At 55.0% G+C, this 21,938-nt stretch carries 17 protein-coding genes, 3 tRNA genes and 2 pseudogenes; 11 read left to right on the top strand and 11 right to left on the bottom strand.

What is annotated here, in order from left to right; genetic code table 11:
* Nucleotides 1-27: 27 nt before the first annotated feature.
* Both GWQ31_RS06375 and lrp read right to left on the bottom strand, forming a co-directional pair.
* Nucleotides 28-2,553, bottom strand: a complete 2,526-nt coding sequence (locus GWQ31_RS06375) for a DNA translocase FtsK 4TM domain-containing protein (RefSeq protein WP_275908919.1) — start codon at nt 2,551-2,553, stop codon at nt 28-30.
* 202 nt (nt 2,554-2,755) lie between these two features.
* Nucleotides 2,756-3,247: a leucine-responsive transcriptional regulator Lrp gene (gene lrp / locus GWQ31_RS06380; RefSeq protein ID WP_005300047.1), complete on the bottom strand. Its 492-nt coding sequence runs from the start codon at nt 3,245-3,247 to the stop codon at nt 2,756-2,758.
* Nucleotides 3,248-3,397: 150 nt separating this feature from the next.
* On the opposite strand from lrp, the pseudogene GWQ31_RS06385 reads away from it, so the two are divergent.
* The 3 genes and pseudogenes from GWQ31_RS06385 to GWQ31_RS06395 form a co-directional block, all read left to right on the top strand.
* Nucleotides 3,398-3,598: pseudogene (locus tag GWQ31_RS06385) on the top strand (alanine dehydrogenase); the annotation flags it as partial.
* 725 nt (nt 3,599-4,323) lie between these two features.
* Nucleotides 4,324-5,274, top strand: coding sequence for a thioredoxin-disulfide reductase (trxB, locus tag GWQ31_RS06390; RefSeq protein WP_021140586.1), 951 nt, complete (start codon nt 4,324-4,326; stop codon nt 5,272-5,274).
* Between the two features lie 57 nt (nt 5,275-5,331).
* Nucleotides 5,332-6,579 (top strand): diguanylate cyclase, encoded by a 1,248-nt coding sequence (locus GWQ31_RS06395; RefSeq protein ID WP_059112415.1) that lies wholly within the window; start codon nt 5,332-5,334, stop codon nt 6,577-6,579.
* A 102-nt stretch (nt 6,580-6,681) separates the two neighbouring features.
* Here the strand turns inward: GWQ31_RS06395 and GWQ31_RS06400 are convergent, their stop codons facing one another.
* Nucleotides 6,682-7,152, bottom strand: a complete 471-nt coding sequence (locus GWQ31_RS06400; RefSeq protein WP_275908921.1) for a glycine zipper 2TM domain-containing protein — start codon at nt 7,150-7,152, stop codon at nt 6,682-6,684.
* 19 nt (nt 7,153-7,171) lie between these two features.
* Here GWQ31_RS06400 and aat point away from each other — a divergent pair, with 19 nt between their 5' ends.
* The 3 genes from aat to infA all read left to right on the top strand — a co-directional run bounded on the left by aat (nt 7,172) and on the right by infA (nt 8,879).
* Nucleotides 7,172-7,879 carry a leucyl/phenylalanyl-tRNA--protein transferase gene (aat, locus tag GWQ31_RS06405; protein ID WP_131730988.1) on the top strand — a complete coding sequence of 236 codons (708 nt, stop codon included), beginning with the start codon at nt 7,172-7,174 and terminating at the stop codon, nt 7,877-7,879.
* A complete protein-coding gene (locus tag GWQ31_RS06410; RefSeq protein ID WP_005310729.1) occupies nt 7,876-8,592 on the top strand; it encodes an arginyltransferase in 717 nt (238 codons plus the stop codon). Before aat ends, GWQ31_RS06410 begins: the two co-directional genes overlap by 4 nt.
* A gap of 68 nt (nt 8,593-8,660) precedes the next feature.
* Nucleotides 8,661-8,879: a translation initiation factor IF-1 gene (infA, locus tag GWQ31_RS06415; protein WP_005300033.1), complete on the top strand. Its 219-nt coding sequence runs from the start codon at nt 8,661-8,663 to the stop codon at nt 8,877-8,879.
* A 68-nt stretch (nt 8,880-8,947) separates the two neighbouring features.
* Here infA and clpA read toward each other — a convergent pair whose 3' ends face one another.
* Both clpA and clpS read right to left on the bottom strand, forming a co-directional pair.
* Nucleotides 8,948-11,200: an ATP-dependent Clp protease ATP-binding subunit ClpA gene (gene clpA, locus GWQ31_RS06420; protein WP_275908922.1), complete on the bottom strand. Its 2,253-nt coding sequence runs from the start codon at nt 11,198-11,200 to the stop codon at nt 8,948-8,950.
* A gap of 59 nt (nt 11,201-11,259) precedes the next feature.
* A complete protein-coding gene (gene clpS, locus GWQ31_RS06425) occupies nt 11,260-11,577 on the bottom strand; it encodes an ATP-dependent Clp protease adapter ClpS (protein ID WP_005310725.1) in 318 nt (105 codons plus the stop codon).
* A gap of 229 nt (nt 11,578-11,806) precedes the next feature.
* On the opposite strand from clpS, the gene cspD reads away from it, so the two are divergent.
* Nucleotides 11,807-12,025, top strand: coding sequence for a cold shock-like protein CspD (cspD, locus tag GWQ31_RS06430; protein WP_005300025.1), 219 nt, complete (start codon nt 11,807-11,809; stop codon nt 12,023-12,025).
* 110 nt (nt 12,026-12,135) lie between these two features.
* Here the strand turns inward: cspD and folD are convergent, their stop codons facing one another.
* Nucleotides 12,136-12,999, bottom strand: coding sequence for a bifunctional methylenetetrahydrofolate dehydrogenase/methenyltetrahydrofolate cyclohydrolase FolD (folD, locus tag GWQ31_RS06435; RefSeq protein WP_131730990.1), 864 nt, complete (start codon nt 12,997-12,999; stop codon nt 12,136-12,138).
* A 203-nt stretch (nt 13,000-13,202) separates the two neighbouring features.
* On the opposite strand from folD, the gene GWQ31_RS06440 reads away from it, so the two are divergent.
* The 4 genes and pseudogenes from GWQ31_RS06440 to GWQ31_RS06455 form a co-directional block, all read left to right on the top strand.
* Nucleotides 13,203-13,279, top strand: a tRNA-Pro gene (locus tag GWQ31_RS06440).
* 37 nt (nt 13,280-13,316) lie between these two features.
* A tRNA-Arg gene (locus GWQ31_RS06445) sits at nt 13,317-13,393 on the top strand.
* Between the two features lie 52 nt (nt 13,394-13,445).
* Nucleotides 13,446-13,521, top strand: a tRNA-His gene (locus GWQ31_RS06450).
* A gap of 138 nt (nt 13,522-13,659) precedes the next feature.
* Nucleotides 13,660-14,371, top strand: a pseudogene (locus GWQ31_RS06455) (integrase core domain-containing protein); the annotation flags it as partial.
* Between the two features lie 109 nt (nt 14,372-14,480).
* Here the strand turns inward: GWQ31_RS06455 and GWQ31_RS06460 are convergent.
* The 5 genes from GWQ31_RS06460 to GWQ31_RS06480 all read right to left on the bottom strand — a co-directional run bounded on the left by GWQ31_RS06460 (nt 14,481) and on the right by GWQ31_RS06480 (nt 21,938).
* On the bottom strand, nt 14,481-15,293 hold the full coding sequence (locus GWQ31_RS06460; protein WP_275908923.1) for a hypothetical protein: 813 nt from the start codon (nt 15,291-15,293) through the stop codon (nt 14,481-14,483).
* Entirely contained in the window at nt 15,286-17,856 is a 2,571-nt protein-coding gene (locus GWQ31_RS06465) for a hypothetical protein (RefSeq protein ID WP_275908924.1), read from the bottom strand. Before GWQ31_RS06465 ends, GWQ31_RS06460 begins: the two co-directional genes overlap by 8 nt.
* A gap of 9 nt (nt 17,857-17,865) precedes the next feature.
* Entirely contained in the window at nt 17,866-19,911 is a 2,046-nt protein-coding gene (gene tssI, locus GWQ31_RS06470) for a type VI secretion system tip protein TssI/VgrG (RefSeq protein WP_275908925.1), read from the bottom strand.
* Between the two features lie 11 nt (nt 19,912-19,922).
* The gene (locus GWQ31_RS06475; RefSeq protein ID WP_111588344.1) at nt 19,923-20,210 is read right to left on the bottom strand and encodes a type VI secretion system PAAR protein; all 288 of its coding nucleotides are present in this window, start codon (nt 20,208-20,210) and stop codon (nt 19,923-19,925) included.
* 291 nt (nt 20,211-20,501) lie between these two features.
* The gene (locus GWQ31_RS06480) at nt 20,502-21,938 is read right to left on the bottom strand and encodes a VasL domain-containing protein (protein ID WP_059112423.1); all 1,437 of its coding nucleotides are present in this window, start codon (nt 21,936-21,938) and stop codon (nt 20,502-20,504) included.

The raw sequence follows: 21,938 nt of genomic DNA on the forward strand, positions 1-21,938 counted from the left end.
ATGGCCAGGGTAGAGGAAGGGTGAGCCTTAGTCCCGTACCGGCGGCGGTGCCAGCACATCGCGCTGACCATTGCCGCCCGGCGAGCTGACGATACCCTGATTTTCCATCTGCTCGATGAGACGAGCCGCACGGTTGTAACCAATCTTGAATTTGCGCTGCACGCTGGACGTCGAGCCACGGCGCGACTCCACTACAAAGGCCACCGCCTCGTCAAACAGGGGGTCGAGCTCTTCATCGCCACCACCGCCATATTCGCTGCTGCCGCCCTCACCGCCCGACTCACCGGAGAGGATCTCTTCGATGTAGTTCGGCTCACCGCGCAGTTTCCAGTCCGCCACCACCTTGTGTACCTCGTGATCATCGACGAAGGCGCCATGGACACGGGTGGGGTTGGAGGTACCGGCCGGCATGTAGAGCATGTCGCCCATGCCAAGCAGGGATTCAGCACCGCCCTGATCCAGAATGGTACGTGAGTCTATCTTGCTCGACACCTGGAACGAGATGCGGGTCGGTATGTTGGCCTTGATAAGACCGGTGATCACATCCACAGAGGGACGCTGGGTCGCCAGTATGAGGTGAATACCGGCGGCCCGCGCTTTCTGGGCAATACGGGCGATAAGCTCTTCGACCTTCTTGCCGACAATCATCATCATGTCGGCGAATTCGTCCACCACCACCACTATGTGGGGCAGCTTTTCCAGCTCCGGCGGCATCTGATCCATGGAGTCACCCGGGCGCCACAAGGGATCCCGCATCGGTTCTCCCTCAGCAGCCGCGGCCAATACCTTGTCGTTGTAGCCCTTGAGGTTACGCACTCCGACCGCCGACATCAGCTTGTAACGGCGCTCCATCTCGCCCACACACCAGCGCAGGGCGTTGGCAGCATCCTTCATGTCGGTGACCACTTCGGTCAGCAGATGGGGGATCCCTTCGTAGACAGAGAGCTCCAGCATCTTGGGGTCGATCATGATGAAACGCAGATCGTCCGGGGACGACTTGTAGAGCATGGAGATGATCATGGTGTTGACCCCCACCGACTTGCCCGAACCGGTCGTACCGGCCACCAGCAAGTGCGGCATCTTGGCCAGATTCACCACCACGGGCTCCCCTGCGATGTCCTGACCGAGCCCCATGGTAAGGGGGTTGCGGCTATCACGGAAAGCATCGCAATCGAGAGTCTCGCGCAGGTAAACGGTCTGGCGCACCCGGTTGGGCAACTCGATACCGACGAAAGTCTTGCCCGGGATCACTTCCACCACCCGCACACTGCTGGCGGAAAGTGATCGGGCCAAGTCCCGCGACAGGTTGGTGATCTTGCTCGCCTTCATGCCAGGGGCCAGATCCAGCTCGAAACGGGTGATGACAGGGCCCGGATAGACACCGACCACCTTGGCCTGCACGTTGTAGTCGGCCAGCTTGGCTTCCACCAAACGGCCCATACGGTCCAGCTCGTCTTTGCTCATCATCTGGGTCTTGGCGGGCGGTCTGTCCAGCAGCTCGATGCTCGGCAAGGGGGGCATGCTCAGTTGCACACGGCGCTTGGGCTTGCCCGGCGCGGCGGCAACCGGTGCGACCGGCTCATCCTCACCCTTGGCCCAAGGCAGATCGAATTCGTCATCCTCGTCATCGGCCGTGGTCAGGGCCGGCTGGCGACGGGCATTGGCAGCGGCAGCGCGCTTGGGTTTGGCCACGGGTGCCGGCTCGTCATCTTCATCATCAAACTGCGGGTCGAACTGGAAGGTATCTTCATCGAGCTCCGGCAGCCACTCATCGGAGGTTGCCTTCTGGCCCTTGGCGGTACCGTTACCCTTGGGACGACGGGTCCAGCTGGAGTGCGGCTCATCCTCGTCTTCATCATCGAGCTCGAGGGCACCGACACCCCCTTCCAGCAAGGGATCTGCTCCCTCATAACGGGGCTGACGCCAGCCACCGGTCAACCAGCGACCCAGTGTGGTGGGGAAGTGGTAGATAGCGCTGACCGAACCGGTACAGGTGGCGCCAATCCGCTCGACTATGGTGAGCCAGGACCAGCCGGTAAACAGTGTGATGCCGGTTGCCACGAAGCAGAGCAACATCAGATTGGCACCGACGCCGCCAAACAGCGGCACCACGGCGGAGGCGATCACGTCCCCCACCAGGCCACCGGCGGAAAAATTCTGCATGTCATTGAAGTTCATGCTGGCAATGGCGGACATGCCGAGCACGGTCAGCACGAAGCCGACGATGCGCACCGACAGGGTGAGATAGTCCACATCCAGCAGCCGGCTCGGACGCCAGAACAGGCTCCAGCCCAGTAAAACTACCAGGGGGGGGACCAGATAGGAGAAAGCCCCAAAGGTAAACATGGTGATATCGGCGAGCCAGGCCCCCGCGCTGCCGGCGAGGTTCTTCACCTCCCCTTGCCAGGAGGTCTGCGACCAACCGGGATCGGCGGGATGATAGGACAACAGGGCAAGCAAGAGATAGGCAGCCATCAGAGTGATGGCGATCAAGACGGCTTCGAAGATCCGTTGTGTACCTGATAAAGGAGTAAACAGCTTTTTATCGGCCAAACTCCGGCTCCTTTCTGAAAACATATAATGCGGGGGGATAAGGGGGCCTAGTATCCCTGAAAAGCCCACCGATTGTCAGCCAGTGCCTGATGGGCTGGGCCATATTCACAACCAACTCGATAAGAAGAAACGAGCGGACCGGCCGCTCGTTTCTGACTGTCGTGACTTGTCATTAGCCTGGCAAGCCACAGCATAACCCAACTCAACGGGTGCTGATCACCAGACGACTGCTCTGCTTGACCTCTTCCATCACCACATAGGTGCGGGTGTCATTGACGCCGGGCAGTCGCAGCAGGGTTTCCCCCAGCAGGCGGCGGTAGGCCGACATGTCGCTGACGCGGGTCTTGAGCAGATAGTCGAAATCGCCGGAGACCAGATGGCACTCCTGGATCTCTTCAAGCACCTGAACAGCCTTGTTGAACTGTTCAAACACATCCGGCGCACCGCGATTGAGGGTAATTTCCACGAACACCAGCAGAGACGCATCCAGATAATGAGGGTTCAGAATAGCGGCATATCCTTCGATATAACCTTGTCGCTCGAGGCGACGAACCCGTTCCAGACACGGTGTAGGACTCAGGCCAACTCGCTTGGACAACTCAACGTTCGAAATCCTGCCATCCTTTTGCAGTTCATTCAGAATGTTGCGGTCAATCCTGTCCAAATCCTTTAGCCGACTCTTAGCTTCCATCATTTTATTCCATCCTTTGGCTATTTTTTGGTAAGAATCACCAGTCATTTTATAATTATGGTCACAAATCCTGTCAATACCTGAATATGCTAGGCGCAAATGTTACGTAACCTTGAAGCAACATAAAACACCGGTCGATAGACGAGGGATAGCATGATTATCGGTGTACCTAAAGAAATAAAAAACCATGAATATCGCCTAGACATGGTTCCGGCCAGTGTACGTGAACTGACAGCACGAAACCATACTGTTTTCGTCCAAAGCGGCGCAGGAAGCGGCATTGATTTGGATGAGGCAGATTATCGCGCTGTCGGTGCCGATATTTTGGTCTCTGCAGCAGCCGTTTTCGCCAAGACCGGATGATCATCCAGACCAGATAACTCCGCACATCAAACATGCCTGACCCGCGGGGAACATCCCCTCTTTAATCCCGTTGTGCCACCTGTTTGCATTGGGTCCCAGGCACTGGCCCTATCCTTCAATCGCGGCCCCCTCTAAACCATCCACCCAGAAATGACCTGACGCTGCCGCCCATGGCGAAGAAAGTGGCTGAACGCATCTCTATTCATTCGAATAGCCCGCATGCTCCTCTTCTACCTGACTGTCTTGGTACTCTGCTTAGGGTCATCTTGCTGTTGAGGTGGTCAAGACAGGGATCTGCTACGCAATGATGGTATCGGGCGCCACTGCGCCAAGAGTTGTCAACCATGACCATATTGTCCGCATGAAGCCGGGTTCGGCCATCGTCGGCATGACACAGATACGGGCAAAACAAGAAGCCCCTCACCCGTACACATCAGGTTGATGGCTTCGTCAACGAGGCAAGGCAAGACACGACAACGCAGCCGAAATACCGGGGGACCAAGATCATCCCGAGCGAACTCGCAAGCCACGCCCAACCTGGCGCCGGCAAACGCACTTCTCTGAGTCAGGATCCGTCCAGAATGGACCCTTTTCACCTCAACATGAGCATCAGCCTGCACCCATCATCGATTGGCACAATCGACTCACTGACCTTTGACCCCATATCACGAATTACCTACAATCGCGCAAACTCATCACGTCTCGGAAATCACATCATGAGCCAAGTCACTCACAGCAAACTGCTGATCCTGGGATCAGGCCCGGCCGGTTACACTGCCGCCGTCTACGCAGCCCGCGCCAACCTGAATCCTCTGCTCATCACAGGCATGCAGCAAGGTGGTCAGCTGACCACCACCACAGAGGTGGAAAACTGGCCCGGTGATCCCGAAGGTCTGACCGGTCCAGCCCTGATGGAGCGCATGAAGGCCCATGCGGAGAAGTTCGATACCCGCATCCTGTTTGATCACATCAATGAAGTGGAGCTGACCCAGCGTCCGTTTCGCCTCAAGGGCGACAGCGCCGAATACACCTGCGATGCGCTGATCATCGCCACCGGCGCCTCCGCCAAATATTTGGGACTGCCTTCCGAAGAGGCCTTCAAGGGACGCGGCGTCTCCGCCTGCGCTACATGCGACGGCTTCTTCTATCGCAACCAGGAAGTGGCTGTGATCGGCGGCGGCAATACCGCAGTGGAAGAGGCACTCTATCTGGCCAACATCGCCAAGAAGGTGCACCTCATTCACCGCCGCGATGAGTTTCGCGCCGAGAAGATCCTGATCAAGCGTCTGCACGACAAGGTAGCGAGCGGCAACATAGTGCTGCACACCCACCAGACCCTGGACGAAGTACTGGGGGATCAGATGGGCGTGACCGGTGTGCGCCTGCGCAGCACGCAGGATGACACCACGACAGATCTGCCGCTGATGGGCGTATTCATCGCTATCGGTCACCAGCCGAATACCCAGATCTTCGAGGGCCAGCTGGCGATGCAAAACGGCTATCTGATCGTGCGTGGCGGACTGGACGGCTTTGCCACCCAGACCAGCATTGAAGGGGTATTTGCCGCCGGTGACGTGGCCGATCACAACTACCGTCAGGCCATCACGTCTGCCGGCACCGGCTGCATGGCCGCCCTCGATGCCGAGCGATATCTGGACGCGCAATAAGCGCAAGGGATATAAAAGGCATGCCGTGAGGCATGCCTTTTTACGTTAAGGAGCCGGATGAAACAGAAAATATTGATTGTCGAAGATAGCATGACGATCCGTCGCATGTTGATCCAGGCCATCGCGCAGCAAACTGGCCTGGAGATTGATGCCTTCGATACCCTGGAGGGGGCACGTCACTGCCAGGGAGACGAATACGTGGTCGCACTGGTGGATCTCACCCTGCCTGATGCTCCCAGCGGGGAAGCCGTCAAGGTGTTGCTGGAGCGAGGCTTGCCAGTGGTGATCCTCACCGCCGACATCAGTGAAGACAAGCGGGAGGCCTGGCTGGAAGCAGGGGTGCTGGATTATGTGATGAAAGATTCACGTCACTCCCTGCAATACGCGGTCGGTCTGGTACATCGCCTCTATCTCAATCAGCAGATTGAAGTGCTGGTCGTCGATGATTCACGCACCTCCCGCCACCGCACCATGGCACAGCTACGCAAGCAGTTGTTGCTGGTCCACGAGGCGAGCCATGCCCGCGAAGCCCTTGCCACCCTTGAGCAGCATCCGGCCATCCGGCTGGTACTGGTCGACTACTACATGCCGGAAATTGACGGCATCAGCCTGGTACGGATGCTGCGAGAGCGCTACAGCAAGCAGCAGCTCGCCATCATAGGGATCTCGGTGTCGGACAAACGGGGCTTGTCTGCCCGCTACCTCAAGCAAGGGGCCAACGACTTTCTCAACCAGCCGTTCGAGCCGGAAGAGTTGCAGTGTCGGGTCAGCCATAACCTGGAGGCGCTTGAGCAGTTCAACAGCATTCAGGAATCCGCCAACCGTGACTACCTGACCGGGCTTTATAACCGACGCTACTGGTTCAACGAGGGGCAAAAGTGGTTTGAGGAGCATCAGCGCCAGCAGACGCCGCTCGCGCTGTGTGTCCTCGATGTGGATCACTTCAAGCAGGTCAACGATCACTGGGGTCATGCCATCGGCGATCAACTGCTCTGCCACCTCACCCGATTGCTGACCCAGTTCTTCCCCGATGCCATGATTGCCCGCTTTGGGGGAGAGGAATTTGCCCTTATGGTGCCCCATTGCACAGTGCCAGTGCTGCTCAAACGGCTGGAGGGACTGCGCCAACAACTGCGTCAGCAACCCTTGTCACGGGAGACGCCGCTGTTCGTTCGCGCCAGTTTCGGGGTAATCAATGTCGGGCGAGTCTCCATGGACGAGGCACTGAGTGAAGCGGATCGCCTGCTCTATCAGGCAAAAAACACAGGTCGCGACAAGATAGTGTCTCAGGGCTCATCTGCCTGAGCTAGATGAGTTCCGTGTAGTACCGCCCGACTGGCTCCTGCCAATGGAGACCGTCGGGTTGCTCCCCTTCCCTCTTTTCTGCTTCGCTCGATGCGCCCTGTCTCAGTAGGTCTTGTCGACTCGTACCCCATCGTCGAAATAGAGGATGCGCACCTTGTCTCCGTTCATGAATACCATGGCCGGATCGTAATCCTGGATAACGTTGACCAAGCCGTTTTGCTCGTTGCGAATGAGCAGCTCTACCAGCTTGTTCTCCACCACAGTGTCGCCAGACTGATATTGCTGCGCCGCAGCCGCGCCGGCCAGCGCCCCGACGGCGGTGGCAATTTCACGGCCGTGACCGCCGCCAAACTGGTTGCCAAGCAGGCCGCCCAAAACGGCACCGCCCAGGGTTTTCCAGCCGGAATGTTCAGACTCCAGGATCTGGCGCTGGGTGATGTTGCGCACCGTCTCCACCTGGCCAAACACCACCTGATTGACGGGCCGCGCCGTGTTGCGCTCGTAAACCTGGGCCCCGGCGGGCGCAGTGACAAAGCAGAGCAAGCTGGATACTATCAGGATAATGGCCTTCATCTGTGAACCTCTTCGCCTTATGTCTCGCTATCTTACCCAATTGGATGATGCGCTGTGCTGGTTTCCCGACCCCGAGCACGCACTGGATGAACCCAACGGCCTGCTGGCGATCGGCGGGGATCTCTCCCCTGAACGATTGCTGGCAGCTTACCACAAGGGGATCTTCCCGTGGAATGAGCCCCACCAGCCGTTGCTGTGGTGGTCGCCGGATCCCAGAGGGGTCATCATCCCCGAACAGCTGCACATAGGTCGCAGCCTGCGCAAATTTATCCGCCGCACCTCATTCGATATTTCCATCAATCGCGCCTTTAATGAGGTAATAGCGGCCTGCGCCGCCCCCCGTCGCAGCGCCAGTGGAACCTGGATAAGCACGCCCATGATCGACGCCTATCGACAACTTCATCGCCTTGGCCATGCCCACTCCGTCGAGATCTGGCAGCATGGCCAGTTGCAAGCTGGCCTCTATGGCCTCTCCCTCGGCCGCCTCTTCTGCGGTGAGTCCATGTTCAGCCGCATCGACAACGGCGCCAAGCTGGCCATGGTGGCGCTCTGTCACCACTTCGCCCGCCACGGTGGTGCACTAATCGATTGCCAGATGCAGAATGATTTTCTGGCTACCATGGGGATCCAGGAGTGGCCAAGAGAGACGTTTGTGACGGCGCTGAGCAAACTGAGCCGGCAGCCGTTGGCAGATAACTGCTGGCAAGCGGGGAGCATCAGCCTATGACAGAAGAAGTGATCCTCAAGGTAGGCCTGACCCCCAAGCATCAATGCAGCTATCTGGGCCATGAACAGGAGCAACTGCTGGTATTGATGGACCACAACCTGCTCAATGCCAGCGGCTATGAGCGATTGCTGACGGCGGGATTTCGGCGCAGCGGAAATGACATATATCGGCCCCACTGCCCCGCCTGCAGTGCCTGCCAGTCGCTGCGCATTCACAGCGAACGCTTTGTGCCGAGCCGCAGCCAGAAGCGGATCCGTCAGTTGAATCAGGACCTTGAACTGGTGCTCAGCTATGACGACAAGCCCGAGTATTACCAGCTCTACGAGCGCTACATTCGCGAGCGTCACCATGACGGCAGCATGTATCCCCCCAGCCGGACCCAGTACAAGGGCTTTTTGCATTGCGACTGGATGCCGCCACTTTACCTCGAAATGCGCAAGGACAACCGGCTGATCGGGGTCGCTACCACGGATCTGCTCCCCCACTCCTTGAGCGCCATGTATACCTTTTTCGATCCGGCTCACGCCGATCGCTCCCTCGGTACCTTTGCCATTCTGAGTCAGCTGGATCTGGCCAAGCGCACAGGTCGCACCTGGTTGTATCTTGGCTATCTGGTGGAAGCGTGCCGCAAGATGAATTACAAGCGCCAATACCTGCCTCACGAGCGGCTGATACAGGGGGAATGGAAAAATATCGACACCAAGCCCGAGTAAACTTTACACATAGCCTTAAATCCGGCATGATCCAGCGGATTTTTGTTGTGGCTTATCAAGAGGATTCAATGGCTAAAGAAGACAGTATTGAGATGCAGGGCACCATTCTCGAAACCCTGCCCAATACCATGTTCCGTGTGGAACTGGAAAATGGTCACGTGGTTATCGCTCATATTTCCGGCAAGATGCGCAAAAACTACATCCGTATCCTGACTGGGGACAAAGTAACGGTAGCTCTGACTCCGTACGATCTCTCCAAGGGACGTATTGTTTTCCGCTCTCGCTAAGCCAGGAATTCAGCAAAAAACCCCAACCTCTCGGCTGGGGTTTTTTGTCGCTTTCTAACTATCAGTGCTTAGTGGGAGACAGCTTCAATATTGACCTGAAAGTCAAAGCTGAGGCTGTCATTTACCAACTCAACCTTCACTACCCCTCCATCAACCAGTGCTCCAAACAGGATTTCATTGGCCAGTGGTTTCTTGAGGTGTTCTTGGATGACCCGTCCCATGGGTCTGGCTCCCATGGCCCTGTCATATCCCTTCTCGGCCAACCAGTGGCGGACACCCTCGGACACTTCAAGAGACACGCCCTTGGCATCCAGCTGTACCTGCAACTCGACAATGAACTTGTCGACCACTTGGTGGATCACCTGCATATCCAGATGGTTGAACCAGATGGTGTGATCCAGTCGGTTGCGGAACTCAGGACTGAACGTCTTGTTGATCACCGCCATGGCATCGTGGCTCATGTCTTGTTGCTGGAAGCCAATGGACTTGCGCTGGGTCTCCTGCACACCGGCGTTGGTGGTCATCACCAGGATCACGTTACGGAAATCGGCCTTACGCCCGTTGTTGTCCGTCAGGGTCCCGTTGTCCATTACCTGCAACAGCAGGTTGAACACATCCGGGTGCGCCTTCTCAATCTCGTCCAGCAACACCACCGAGTGGGGATGCTTGAGCACTGAGTCGGTCAGCAAGCCGCCCTGTTCAAAACCGACATAACCGGGAGGGGCACCAATCAAACGTGAGACGGTATGGCGCTCCATGTACTCGGACATATCAAAACGCAGCATTTCCACCCCGAGCGCCTTGCCAAGCTGCTGGGTGACCTCCGTCTTGCCTACCCCGGTCGGGCCGGCAAACAGGAAGCAACCCACAGGACGGCGTTCATTGCCAAGACCTGAGCGTGACAGCCGGATGGCATCGGTCAACACCTCTATGGCCTTGTCCTGGCCAAACACCACCATCTTGAGATTGCGCTCCAAGTTCTTCAGCACTTCCTTGTCGGAAGAAGAAACAGATTTCTCCGGGATACGGGCAATCTTTGCAACGATGGCTTCGATTTCCGGCACATTGATCACTTTCTTGCGCTTGCTCACCGGCAGCAGCCGCTGCCCTGCCCCGGCCTCGTCGATCACGTCGATGGCCTTGTCAGGCAGATGGCGGTCGTTGATGTACTTGGCCGAGAGTTCGACCGCAGCACGGATCGCCTTCACGGTATAACGCACACCATGGTGCGATTCGTAACGGCTCTTGAGCCCCATCAGGATACGAGTGGTGTCATCCACACTCGGCTCGACAATATCGATCTTCTGGAAGCGACGGGCCAAGGCACGGTCTTTCTCGAAGATCTGGGAGTATTCCTGGTAGGTTGTCGACCCGACACAGCGCAGCAAACCATTGGAGAGCAACGGCTTGATGAGGTTGGCGGCGTCAAGCTGGCCACCCGAAGCCGCACCGGCCCCTATGATGGTGTGGATCTCGTCGATGAAGAGGATGGCCCCTTCCTGACGCTCAATCTGCTTGAGCAACACTTTGAGGCGTTTTTCGAAATCACCACGATACTTGGTGCCCGCCAGCAAGGATCCCATATCGAGTGAATAGATGGTGCTACCGGCAATCACATCGGGCACATCTCCCTTGACAATGCGATAGGCCAGGCCTTCGGCGATGGCTGTCTTGCCGACACCGGCTTCACCCACCAGCAGCGGATTGTTCTTGCGGCGACGGCACAATACCTGGATGGTGCGGCTCAGTTCCTGATCGCGGCCGATGAGCGGGTCGATACGCCCTTCCAGCACCAGCTGATTCAGGTTGGTGGCAAAGCTTTCTATCTGGGCAGCAGAGACATCATCGTCAGACTCGGCATTGTTACTGCTGTTGTCCGGCTTGCTGTCTTTTCGCACCCCGTGGGAGAGGAAATTGACCACATCCAGCCGGCTTATCTCGGCCTTTTTCAGAAAATAGGCCGCCTGAGATTCCTGCTCACTGAAGATGGCCACCAGCACATTGGCGCCGCTGACCTCAGTATTGCCAGAGGATTGCACATGGAAGACAGCACGCTGCAGCACTCGCTGGAAGCCAAGTGTGGGCTGGGTTTCTCTGTCTTCATCATCGCGGGGAATAAGCGGGGTTGTTTGACCGATGAATGCGCTGATCTCTTTGCGCATCAGTTCCACATCAGCACCACACGAACTCAACGCCTCATGGGCTGAGCTGTTATCCAGCAGGGCTAACAACAGGTGCTCGACAGTCATGAATTCGTGGCGCTCGTCACGGGCCAGTTTGAAAGCCTCGTTCAGCGTCTTTTCTAGATCTTTATTCAACATAGGCACCTCCCCTAGTACAGCAACAATGTGGTGTCGTTCTCGCCATCAAGTCATCAGATTCAAGCCTTTTCCATGGTACATAGCAGTGGATGTTCGTTGTTACGTGAATAGGTGTTGACCTGGACCACTTTGGTTTCGGCAATCTCGGCGGTAAACGTACCACAGACTCCCTTACCACTATAATGCACACTCAGCATCACTTGGGTAGCCTTGTCCAAATCCATACCAAAGAACTTTTGCAGCACCTCCACCACAAACTCCATCGGTGTGTAGTCGTCGTTGTTCAGGACGACCTTGTACATGGGGGGCGGTTGCAGCTTCGTTTTCTCTGCTTGTGCAATCTCTTCATTAGCAAAGAGTTCTTTCTGCTTGCTCATAGTCGCGCTTCGGTACCTCTAGATTACTACCGTCTAACACAAGATTGTCAATAGACTTGTTAACCAGATCACATCAGTTGTTAACAACTCCTTGACTCGCTCAAAAGTTAGACTAGATTGGTTACTTGCTAATCGGCGCCCGTCTGCTATAGACGTATGCTACTAGTTATAAAGGGCTGGCGCAGGTTACTCAACGACTTCAGGGTAATCAATAAAAGGATGTAGATGTATGGCAACCGGAACAGTCAAGTGGTTTAACAACGCAAAAGGATTTGGGTTTATCTGTCCGGAAGGGGGTGGTGAAGATATCTTCGCCCACTACTCCACGATACAAATGGAAGGTTACAAGACCTTGAAAGCAGGTCAGGCAGTCAACTTCGAACTGCAGCAGGGGCCGAAAGGAAATCACGCCTCTGTCATCGTGCCAAACGAAGCACAGAACATGTAAGAGTCAAACTGGATAAATAAAAAACCCGGCGAACCGCAAGGTTGCCGGGTTTTTTATTTTGAGCTTTGAGTGCGAGCGTGAAGCCCATCAGATGCAGGCTTCACCCATCATCACAGTGCCTGGTCGTGATAGTCCTGACAGGCACTCAGGGTGTTTTCCATCAGGCTCGCTACCGTCATGGGGCCGACACCACCCGGAACCGGTGTGATGAAAGAGGCATGATTACGCGCCGTCTCGAACTCCACATCCCCCACCAGAGAGCCGTCTGCCAGACGATTGATGCCCACGTCGATCACCAGGGCACCCGGCTTGACCCACTCTCCCGGAATGAAGTTCGGCTTGCCCACGGCCACGACCAGCAAGTCGGCACGACGCACCTGTTGTTCCAGATCCTGAGTGAAGCGGTGGCAGGTGGTCGTGGTGCAACCGGCCAGCAGCAGCTCCAGCGTCATCGGGCGCCCCACTATGTTGGATGCGCCGACCACCACAGCATGCAGACCATGAGTCTTGACGCCAGTGGTCTCTATCAGGGTCATGATGCCTTTGGGCGTACAGGGACGCAGTGCCGGAATGCGTTGCGCCAGACGGCCCACGTTGTAGGGGTGGAAGCCATCCACGTCCTTGTCGGGACGAATACGCTCCAGCACCTGAGTCGTATCACAATGGGCCGGTAGCGGCAGTTGCACCAGAATGCCGTCTACGTCCGCATCATCATTGAGCCGGTCGATCAGGGTCAGCAACTCTTCCTGGCTCGCCGTTGCGCTCAAATCGTAAGAGCGGGAGATAAATCCAACCTCTTCACAGGCGCGGCGCTTGCTGCCGACATAGACCTGAGACGCCGGATCCACCCCGACCAGGATCACCGCCAGACCTGGCGCCCGTTTCCCTTGTGCCAACCGCTGTTGGACTTGCGCTGCGACCTGATTGCGAATCGTTTGCGCAACCTGTTTTCCATCAATGATTTTGGCAGACATCGTTCTTCACTCACCATGTGTTCAACTGCCGCGCATTGTCGCATTTTTTTGGCGCGGGTGTTAGCAGCGCTCGCTGGGCGGGCAATAAGTAGGCACTTGAATTTACTAGCGGAAAAATACGTTGACGCTGCCTTTCCCGCTTGGGTATGATGCCCGCCCGTTGCCCAGTACCGCAGCTATCGGTATGCTGGACAAGAAATTTTCGGTGATTAGCGCAGCCCGGTAGCGCATCTGGTTTGGGACCAGAGGGTCAAAGGTTCGAATCCTTTATCACCGACCAAGTTCATCGATGAGCCACCTTGGCTGATCGATACAGAGCGCCCTTAGCTCAGTCGGATAGAGCAACGGCCTTCTAAGCCGTGGGTCGCAGGTTCGAATCCTGCAGGGCGCACCATTAATACATCCTCCCTCCCCGGGATGAATGGTATTAATGGAAATTTTCAGTGGTGGCTGTAGCTCAGTTGGTAGAGTCCCGGATTGTGATTCCGGTTGTCGTGGGTTCGAGCCCCATCAGCCACCCCATTTACTCCTTTCAAAAACACCCAATCCTATCCATTTTAATCCAGTAGAAATAACTCCCCCCTTGTGTCCTAACGATTGCCTGTAAAAATACTCGCTGCGGGCAGTGCCGGCACTCACTTCAGCTTCAGGGCAGACTGTGTCAGTGGCGTGTCGCAACGTCACGGCTTGCCCTCCAAACTCGACCGCTTGTTCTACCTCGATAAACCCCATCGAGAACAGATGATTGAACTCAATGACGAGCAGATGCGCCTGTCCGATCACTTCAGCCCCGAGTTTCGCGAATGCTAAACAGAAGTCCTCTACACCGAGGAACTGATGACGGTCGACACCATTTTCATCAGCAAGCTCAAGGAGTTGGCAAGGTGTACTGCAAACCGTGCTGGACTGCTCGCCTAGGGACGGCTCTACACCAGCAAGCTGCCGGTGACCTCGGTTCATGTGCTCAATGAAGCGGTGCTGCCGTTCTTCGAAGCCCATGAGGCACAGGTTTATACCGTCCTGTCGGACAACGGGCGCGAGTTCTGCGGGCGCCCTGACCATCATCCCTATGAGTTGTTCCTGCAACTGGAGGGAATTGAACACCGGACCACCAAAGTACGCCGGCCGCAGAGCAACGGCTTTATCGAGCGGCTGCACCGGACACTGTTGGATGAACAACTTCCGCATCAAGGGGAGGACGACCTGGTATGAGTCGGTGGAGCAGATGCAGACAGACCTGGATAGCTATCTGGAGCAGTACAACACCAAGCGGCCTCATCAGGGCAGAATGATGGAAGGGCAGACGCCCTACAGCATGTTCAAGAAGGGACTGAAATTGATACCGAAAGAAGTACGCGATAACGTAGCGTAAACAAGACACCGGTTTGAGGCCGGTGTCAGGTGATAACTAGATCTGTACACCTTTTTATAAAGACACCGGCCTTAAACCGGTGTCACGAAAAATAATTTAACATGGAACTTCATGTGCATGAAATAACAGCCAGTTTTTTTCCATTCTGTGTGACTGAAATCTCTCCCTTTTCAGGAGATACATTGTAGCTAGTATTTTTATTTTTGAAAATAAACCTATCCCCAACTAAGGAGTAGTCGTTAAGAGATATTTCTTTTTTCTGCTTACCATAAGCATAAGTTATATCTCCTGAAAATGGAGAGTAACATAAATTCAAATAACGCCCTGACGTGGTCTTACAATAATAAAAAACGCGATCTCCACTGTCACAAATTTTGCTTCCAGTGCTTTCTGATAGTCCATCTATCTCAATATATCGCATTTTACTGTATAAGTAAGGCACTTCACTGTTTACATGAACATATGGGACATCTATTATTTTGCTTATGATGGCAGAATCTTCATTTGCCACTCCTTCCAAATTTACCTTAGTAATATCATTACCTTTATTTATCTCACCAATACCACTTACTCGCTCCTCACCAGTGCTTGTAAATATAGATGCACTACCTATATAATTAATTTTCTCAGCAATATCAAAATAATATATCGCACTCACTTTAGGCCTATCCGCAACAACTGAAATTTTTATAATTCTATTACCGCTTACTTTTTTACATGAACTATTTTCCGATGTAAAGGGTACCGTGAATGATTCTACTTCCCCATTATATTTTATAGAAAGTATGCTAATCGGTTCACCGTTTTCAATTTTAGTTTCAACTTGGTGAACTATCTCATCTGAACAGCCTTCAATAGCGTATACCCATGAAGGTACAAGACCACAAATAGTCAACAAAAAAAAGAGATAAGGATTATTCATTAACAGACTCCAGATCTTGATTCGCTTTCCTAACCATTGAACCATCTTTATACGAGCTATACCATTTAGAGTCTTTAAGAGCACTTTCAGAAAACTCAAATTTTGAAAATTTCAATTTGGAAAAATCTACATTACTACAATCTATGCTCTTGCTTAATCTCAGCAGTGACTCATTTCGCTCTTTTACATGATTAAAACCACCATTTACAGCAATAGTTACTTTCAAGAAATCGTTATTTTTAGTGAAACCTCTTATATCGCCCCATGCCGAGCCAGAAACCCAATACCACACAGCAGAGTACACAGCATGATGGATTTTACTGGCAAGCATTTCGACCTTATCACTATTGATCGGCAACAAATCAATTGATGCTAAATATTTCTCGTAATTTTTTTTATGTGTTATCTGTATTAGTCCTCGACCATGATAGAAACTTCCACCACCATATTCGCCCCATTTAGATGGAGTGGTGCCGTCTTTATTCTTATATTCTTCCGTTGTTCTAAAAAAGTCAGTTTCAACAAGGCATTGAGCCAAAAAATGCATTTTATCAAGGCATGTTGAAACACCATAAAAATTCATGGCTGAATTAAGCTCTTTGAGGAAGATATCTGCAGAAATACTCGTAACACCAGCATATGAAGACCGTGAAAACAAACTTTCCACTGAAGCCTTCCCTTCGATTGCAATTTCTAAATGTTTCAGTTCAATATCTCGACCACACAAACACTGATTGCCATTTAGCCGTGAGAATGTTAATGGCTGAATATGCCAAACCTCCTTATCAAGCTTTAGCTTCGCTGCACTCTGCATCCACTCAAGCTTATCGATACGTTGCTTTTCATGGTCAACCAATAAATCAAAATCTGGCAGGCCAATCTTGGTCATAAGTTTATCTAGCCACAGATAACTGCTGGCTGATGATTTTTCATACCACTCACTGGGATGCTTGACGATTAGCTTCTGAAGTTTTTCTGCATTGCTGCTGTTTTGCAGGGCCGCCTGTATCTCTTCGCTGCTAAGTTCACCATTGCCATCGGAATCGAAGCTCTTGACCAGATCGGTGAAAAAGGCTGGAGGGGCATCGGGATCTAGATAACCGTCGGAACCAGAACCATCGACCTTTTTAAAACCAATCTTCAGCCAGTCATGTTGGCTCAACAATTCGACTTGCTCTTTCTTGACATATTTTCCTGACGAGACACAGACCCACTCCTGCTTGGTGGCGTCTTTTTCAAGCTTGGGTGATTCAACCAGCTCTTCCAGACTCTTGTCACCGGTCGCCGCCCAGAGATCTTTACCGTCCTGCTTTTTCTTCTCGTACAAGACGAGTTCCGCAGGGACCTTGGCATAGGTAGCGCCGCCTTTTGTTCCCGCCTTGTTGGCCAGTACGTCGTCAAGCCGAGGATCCTGGGTGAACACCTCAAGATGGACTTGATGCTTGCTCTTTTTGCCTCCAATCAGAGAGCCCGGCGTTTCCACCAGACCGAGGTAACCTATAGTCTCCCCCGCCGCGATGGCCACGGGGGATGGCAACACATATAGCTCGCCCAGATGGGAGGGGGGAAGCATATTTGCCTTGATAAATTCATCTTCGACGCACACCCAGGCGACACCGCAGCTGCCTGGCGAACCCTCAATATTCGGCATCACATAGTTGCATCTCGCCATCTTGCGTGCTTTATCACCAATCCAATGGAATTCGAGTTGGTGGGCATCATACTGCAACTTGGTGCCGACTGGCAGTGAGACGCTGCCACTGCCTGCCATCAAGCGACCGCTTTTATCATCCGAGACAGGATCTGCACGCCCGGCCATATTCTTCGATAATTCGGCCTCTATCTGATCGAATAGCCAAGTAGGCACATTGGGCTTGGTCACCTCGACGGCATCCGGGCTATTGGCGATCCAAACCGAGCTTCCCTCACTGACTAATACGCCGGCCTTCTCGGCCTCTTTTATCTGGGCATTGGAAAGCTTGCTCTTGATAATCACCTTGATGAAATCATACTCCTTGCCCCCGACATTCCCCTTCTGGGATGGCGCACTGCTGTCCATCTCCAGTTCGGTATCTTTGGGCAAGGTGAAACGAGGCAAAGCGGCATCGGGATTGGCATGGGGAACAGAATTGCGCGCATTCCAACCCTTGTTCAGCACCAGCTTTTCGGCGCTTTGGTACTTATCCCAAGGCAGCAGATGCATATAGAGCGAATAGAAGATGAACTCGTTTTTCGCTTTAGTTTCTGCATTTATTTCACAATATTCGTGCTGCACCAGGCAGAAGCAGTTGGAATAGCGTAGGGACTCACCCTGATATTCAGAGGTCAAGTAATCCTTCATCATCCGGAATGCCACCACCTTGCCATCGGCAATGGCTCTGACGGGGTACTTATCCTTGCACCAAGGGGCACTCTTGTCGCTGATATGAACGCCGCCATGCCACTTGTTGTGGTTGCCAAGAAGATAGTGACCCGATTGCTCGCCATTTATCAGCTCCGTTAGCGCCTTGACGTCCTTGAACTCTTCCCCTTTGGCGGTGAGGATGGGAAATGCAAACTTCATGCTGTTTCCTTATTCAGAAAAGAGGTAGAACGCGCCAGGCTTCTCTTCTTTCAAGAGCGCATCCATCGCCTTCTCGGTAGCAATGGCTTTGACCAGCTCAACCAGTTCGGGGGCTTTCACCACTTCCACCCCTTTGGGGATGACGGGCACCTGACCCGCCCAACCGGAGCCTGAACCTGCGCTGCCGCCGGCGTTGAGCTTGATGGCGGGGCCCACCAGCTTGATGCCGCTCGGGTCAACCTTCACAAAGCTGCCGCCCCCCTTGAGGGTGATCTCGGAGCCCGCCTCCAGTACCAGCTTGTCGCCCACCTTGATATGCACTTCCTGACCGGCTTCCACCAGCAGCGACTGGCCCAGCTTCTGATGCAGGGAGGCATCGACGGTCAGCGAATAATCTGCCTTGATATGGTCCCGCTTCTCCCCCTCCACGCTCAAATGGTCGTTGGCCTTGATGCGGGTCACCCGCTCGTTGTCGATGTCGGTGTGCTGGTCGTGCTTGATGTGCCAGGCCGCATCATTTTCAATCAGCACGTTCAGGTCTTTCTGACCGTGGATATAAATCTCTTCCTGCCCTGCCTGGTCTTCAAAGCGCAGTTCGTTGAAGCCCTCACCCTGATGGGTTTCGGTGCGCAGCACGGTACGAGTTTTGTTGGCCGGCAGCTCGTAGGGCGGCCGGTTGGTGGCGTGGAAGGTGCGGCCGGTGACAATAGGCTGGTCCGGGTCCCCTTCCAAAAATGAAACGATAACTTCGTGGCCGATGCGCGGAATGGCCATCATGCCGTATTGCCCACCAGCCCAGCCCTGACTCACTCGCACCCAGCAGGAGCTCTGGTCGTTGGAGCTGCCATATCTGTCCCACGGGAATTGCAGTTTCACCCGGCCGTGTTCGTCACAGTAAATCTCCTCCCCCTCGGGGCCTACCACGATGGCAATTTGCGGACCGTCCACCATCGGCTTGTGCGGCGCTTGTGGGCTGCCGATACGGGCGCGCCAGGTGGTGCTCGCTTTGACCACCGAAAATTCGTTGTGGTAAACGGTCGGACCGCTGCCCCCCTCCTCTTCCAGCGCTTGTGGCTGCAAGCCGGTATGGCTGATACGCACGATTTGCCAGTCGGTGTTGAGACTGCCGTTCGGATGCTCGGTCAGCGAAAAGTACTGCCCCGGCAGCAGGGCTGCACTGTTGGATTTGCCGCTGCCCGCCACAGCGTCATTGCGCAGCGCATCGAGTCGGTGCTGGGCAAACGCCTTGCCGCTGCCGTCCTGCTTGTAGCGACCGGGAAAGTCAAAGTGCTGATAGCTATCGCGCTGGTGCTCCAGCTCGCTGCCCTGTTTCTTGTGGGAGAGCCCGTAGGCCGGGGTCTTGAAGCTGTAGTCTTTCAGCTCCACATCGCTCGGGCGCACCGCTTCCCGGTAGTGGAACTGACGCACATAGGGGCCTTGTTCCAAGGAGCGGTTACCCAGGTTGAAGAAGAGTTCGGGGCCGGCGGTCAACGCCGCCGCATCGTCAGCAAACACGATGCGGTGTTTGCCCGCGTCGAATTCATGAAAATAGAAGAGCCCCTCTTCGGCGGCGAGCCGGTTGACGAACGCAAGGTCGGTTTCCCGGTACTGCACGCAGTATTCCCGCTGGGCGTGCTCGTTTTTCAGCGCAAAGGCGTAGTCGGTGATGCCGTGCTCTTGCAGCAGGATGGAGAGGATTTCATCGGGTTTCTGCGCCTGGAAGATGCGGGAGTTCTGGCGTAGCGAAAGCCGCCACAACGCCGGCTGCACCATGAGCTGATAGCGGGTGCGGCGAAAACCACTGTCCCCTTGCGCAAAATCGCTCACTACCCCGCACACCCGCCGTTGCAACTCGCCGTTGTACCACACCAGGAGCTCGCACGGCTGGTCCAGCACATCGGCAAAATCGACATCCGGCTGAGGGCTGGCCAATTCCAATCGCAACTGGAACGGGCTGTTCAGCGCCTCTTCCAGCGCAAACTCGGCCACCACGAAAGTGCTCTCGGGCAGCGCCCCTACCTTGACGGTAAATTGTAATCCTGTGCTGTCTGCCATAACGCTGTTCCTTATCCTGCCTGTCCGCTGCCCGAGCCAATCACAACCCCACCGCAACCGATGGCGGTACCGGTCACGGCGATGGGCTTGCCGTTGACCAAAACTGTGCCGACGCCACCCGAGATGCTGCGCGGATGGGGGGGATTATTGGGCTTGTCATGGGGCGCCAGCGGATCGCCCTGACGGGCCACTGGCTTGCCGTCGAGAAAGACATCAGGGCTGGCGGCAATCACTGGGGATGGGTGAAAACCATCGTGGTCGGTGCCTATGTCACCGAGCAATGCAATAGAGGGACACATATGAACTCTCCGTATGGGCAAGGGAGCCACCCGAGGGACTCCCGCCATGCCTCGTGCTCACCGTCGTGACCATGGGCTCAGATACACTTGGGGTGGCTACCCAGCAGCCTTTGTGCCATGACAAAGACACCGATAATACTGTTTTAAATCAGTCCATTAGATTCATGGACCTCAAGGCTGGCAGGGGCGGCTGCAATAGTTTGCGCAAGACAGTGTGATCGCCAGGCCAGAGATTGCGTTGACAGTCGAAAACACCATAAAGTACGCAACTTGTTGCTCAGTGCAGCATGATCAACTACCTGCGCTGCTCTGCTGCAACTGGTAGAGACGGATATTGAGTGCTTTCAGGTCGTTCTCCAGCCCTTTCAGCTCGGCTGCCGTGACGGGCTCCTGGGATGCCTTTCTCGCCTCCAGTTCGCTCAGGCGCAGACTGAACGGGATATCCTGCATCAGGTTTTTCTGCACCTCATAGAGCTGGGACTTGAGATAGGAGATGGTCACCGTCTTGCGCTGACGCTCCAGCTCCAGCAGCTGATCGAGCAAGGCGTCTACACCGGCGCGAGCATCCAGATAGGTAGGTACGCTGATCACATCCCCCTGCTGACCTGCCAACGCCGTCTGCCACTGCTTGTCCAGCGCCTTGACTGCCAGCGAGTCGGGATAGAGCATCTGCAGCGAGTTGCGCAGCCCTTCCCCATAGCGATACCAGTAGAGCGGCGAGGTCTGCTCAAGCCGTCCCAGCTGGGCTTGATAACGGGCCACCAGCTCGCTTTCCATGCCTTGCAGGGTCTGTTCGCCCAGTACGATGCGTGCCTGGCGGATATCGTCATAACTGAGGGCCCGTGGCAACTCGGCGGCCGGTTGCTGCAAGCGCTGGGCAGCCACGGCTTTCTCCTGCTGCAGATGCTGCCAACCCAGCCAGCTCATCACCGGCAGGGCGCAGCTGAGCAAACCGCAGCCAAACCAGAACCAGGCAGGGCGCTGCTTGCGGTGAGGTTCAATCTTGAGCACTGTGGGTTTGACCTGCCCCTTCTCGCGACCAATCAGTATGCTGCCCTGGGGCAGGTGTGGCGTGCTGGAAGAGGACGCTGAAGAAGAAGGGCTGTCGTGCTCCATGTCGGACTTGAAGAACACCATGGGCGGGATCTGCAGCTCCTCCTTAAGACCGGGCTCATCGGAGACGATGACGATCTCGGTCTCATCGAACAGATGGGTATACCCCTCGATGAAGTGCACCAGATTTTCGACCCGGGGAATGCGGCTCAAGCCCACGTTGTGCAGCTTCTCGCTGATAAGCTGCAACGCCCGCTCGCAGCGATAGACGAGGCGCTTGTCTTCGTGGCTGATCTGGTACTGGCGGATCACATCGCTGATGCGGGCAATGAACCAGTCCAGCATTTCGATACGGGCTCGCTCCTGATGCACAGGTGGCCAGAAGCTCTCCCACTGGGTCACTATCAGGTTGGCCAGAAACTCGCACCCTTCGGTAAAGCCGTTCAGCCCTTGCAGGCGCGACCGCGCCAGGGTGAAGTAGATGGCGGTTTGCAGGTCCACCCCGTGCTTTTCAAAGATAAGGCTGGCGAGCCGATGGATCTTGAGCCAGTCCACCTCGGGGCGGGAGGCGTGGCTGAGTTTGTTGATCTCGCTGCGCAACGCCTCGTATTCCGGCAACATGCGGGGATCGCGCCCCACTTTCAGCGCCTGCTGACCTTGTTGATTCTGTGACAT

The organism is Aeromonas sp. 2MA4 (assembly GCF_029237305.1).
In the GTDB taxonomy this organism is placed as follows: Bacteria; Pseudomonadota; Gammaproteobacteria; order Enterobacterales; family Aeromonadaceae; genus Aeromonas; species Aeromonas salmonicida.

Coding starts and splice junctions, on each gene's coding strand:
- clpS (WP_005310725.1), bottom strand. CDS start 11,577: ATGAGCAAGCAGAAAGAACTCTTTGCTAATGAAGAGATTGCACAAGCA.
- GWQ31_RS06395 (WP_059112415.1), top strand. CDS start 5,332: ATGAAACAGAAAATATTGATTGTCGAAGATAGCATGACGATCCGTCGC.
- cspD (WP_005300025.1), top strand. CDS start 11,807: ATGGCAACCGGAACAGTCAAGTGGTTTAACAACGCAAAAGGATTTGGG.
- lrp (WP_005300047.1), bottom strand. CDS start 3,247: ATGATGGAAGCTAAGAGTCGGCTAAAGGATTTGGACAGGATTGACCGC.
- tssI (WP_275908925.1), bottom strand. CDS start 19,911: ATGGCAGACAGCACAGGATTACAATTTACCGTCAAGGTAGGGGCGCTG.
- clpA (WP_275908922.1), bottom strand. CDS start 11,200: ATGTTGAATAAAGATCTAGAAAAGACGCTGAACGAGGCTTTCAAACTG.
- GWQ31_RS06480 (WP_059112423.1), bottom strand. CDS start 21,938: ATGTCACAGAATCAACAAGGTCAGCAGGCGCTGAAAGTGGGGCGCGAT.
- GWQ31_RS06400 (WP_275908921.1), bottom strand. CDS start 7,152: ATGAAGGCCATTATCCTGATAGTATCCAGCTTGCTCTGCTTTGTCACT.
- trxB (WP_021140586.1), top strand. CDS start 4,324: ATGAGCCAAGTCACTCACAGCAAACTGCTGATCCTGGGATCAGGCCCG.
- GWQ31_RS06465 (WP_275908924.1), bottom strand. CDS start 17,856: ATGAAGTTTGCATTTCCCATCCTCACCGCCAAAGGGGAAGAGTTCAAG.
- infA (WP_005300033.1), top strand. CDS start 8,661: ATGGCTAAAGAAGACAGTATTGAGATGCAGGGCACCATTCTCGAAACC.
- GWQ31_RS06460 (WP_275908923.1), bottom strand. CDS start 15,293: ATGAATAATCCTTATCTCTTTTTTTTGTTGACTATTTGTGGTCTTGTA.
- GWQ31_RS06475 (WP_111588344.1), bottom strand. CDS start 20,210: ATGTGTCCCTCTATTGCATTGCTCGGTGACATAGGCACCGACCACGAT.
- folD (WP_131730990.1), bottom strand. CDS start 12,999: ATGTCTGCCAAAATCATTGATGGAAAACAGGTTGCGCAAACGATTCGC.
- GWQ31_RS06410 (WP_005310729.1), top strand. CDS start 7,876: ATGACAGAAGAAGTGATCCTCAAGGTAGGCCTGACCCCCAAGCATCAA.
- aat (WP_131730988.1), top strand. CDS start 7,172: ATGTCTCGCTATCTTACCCAATTGGATGATGCGCTGTGCTGGTTTCCC.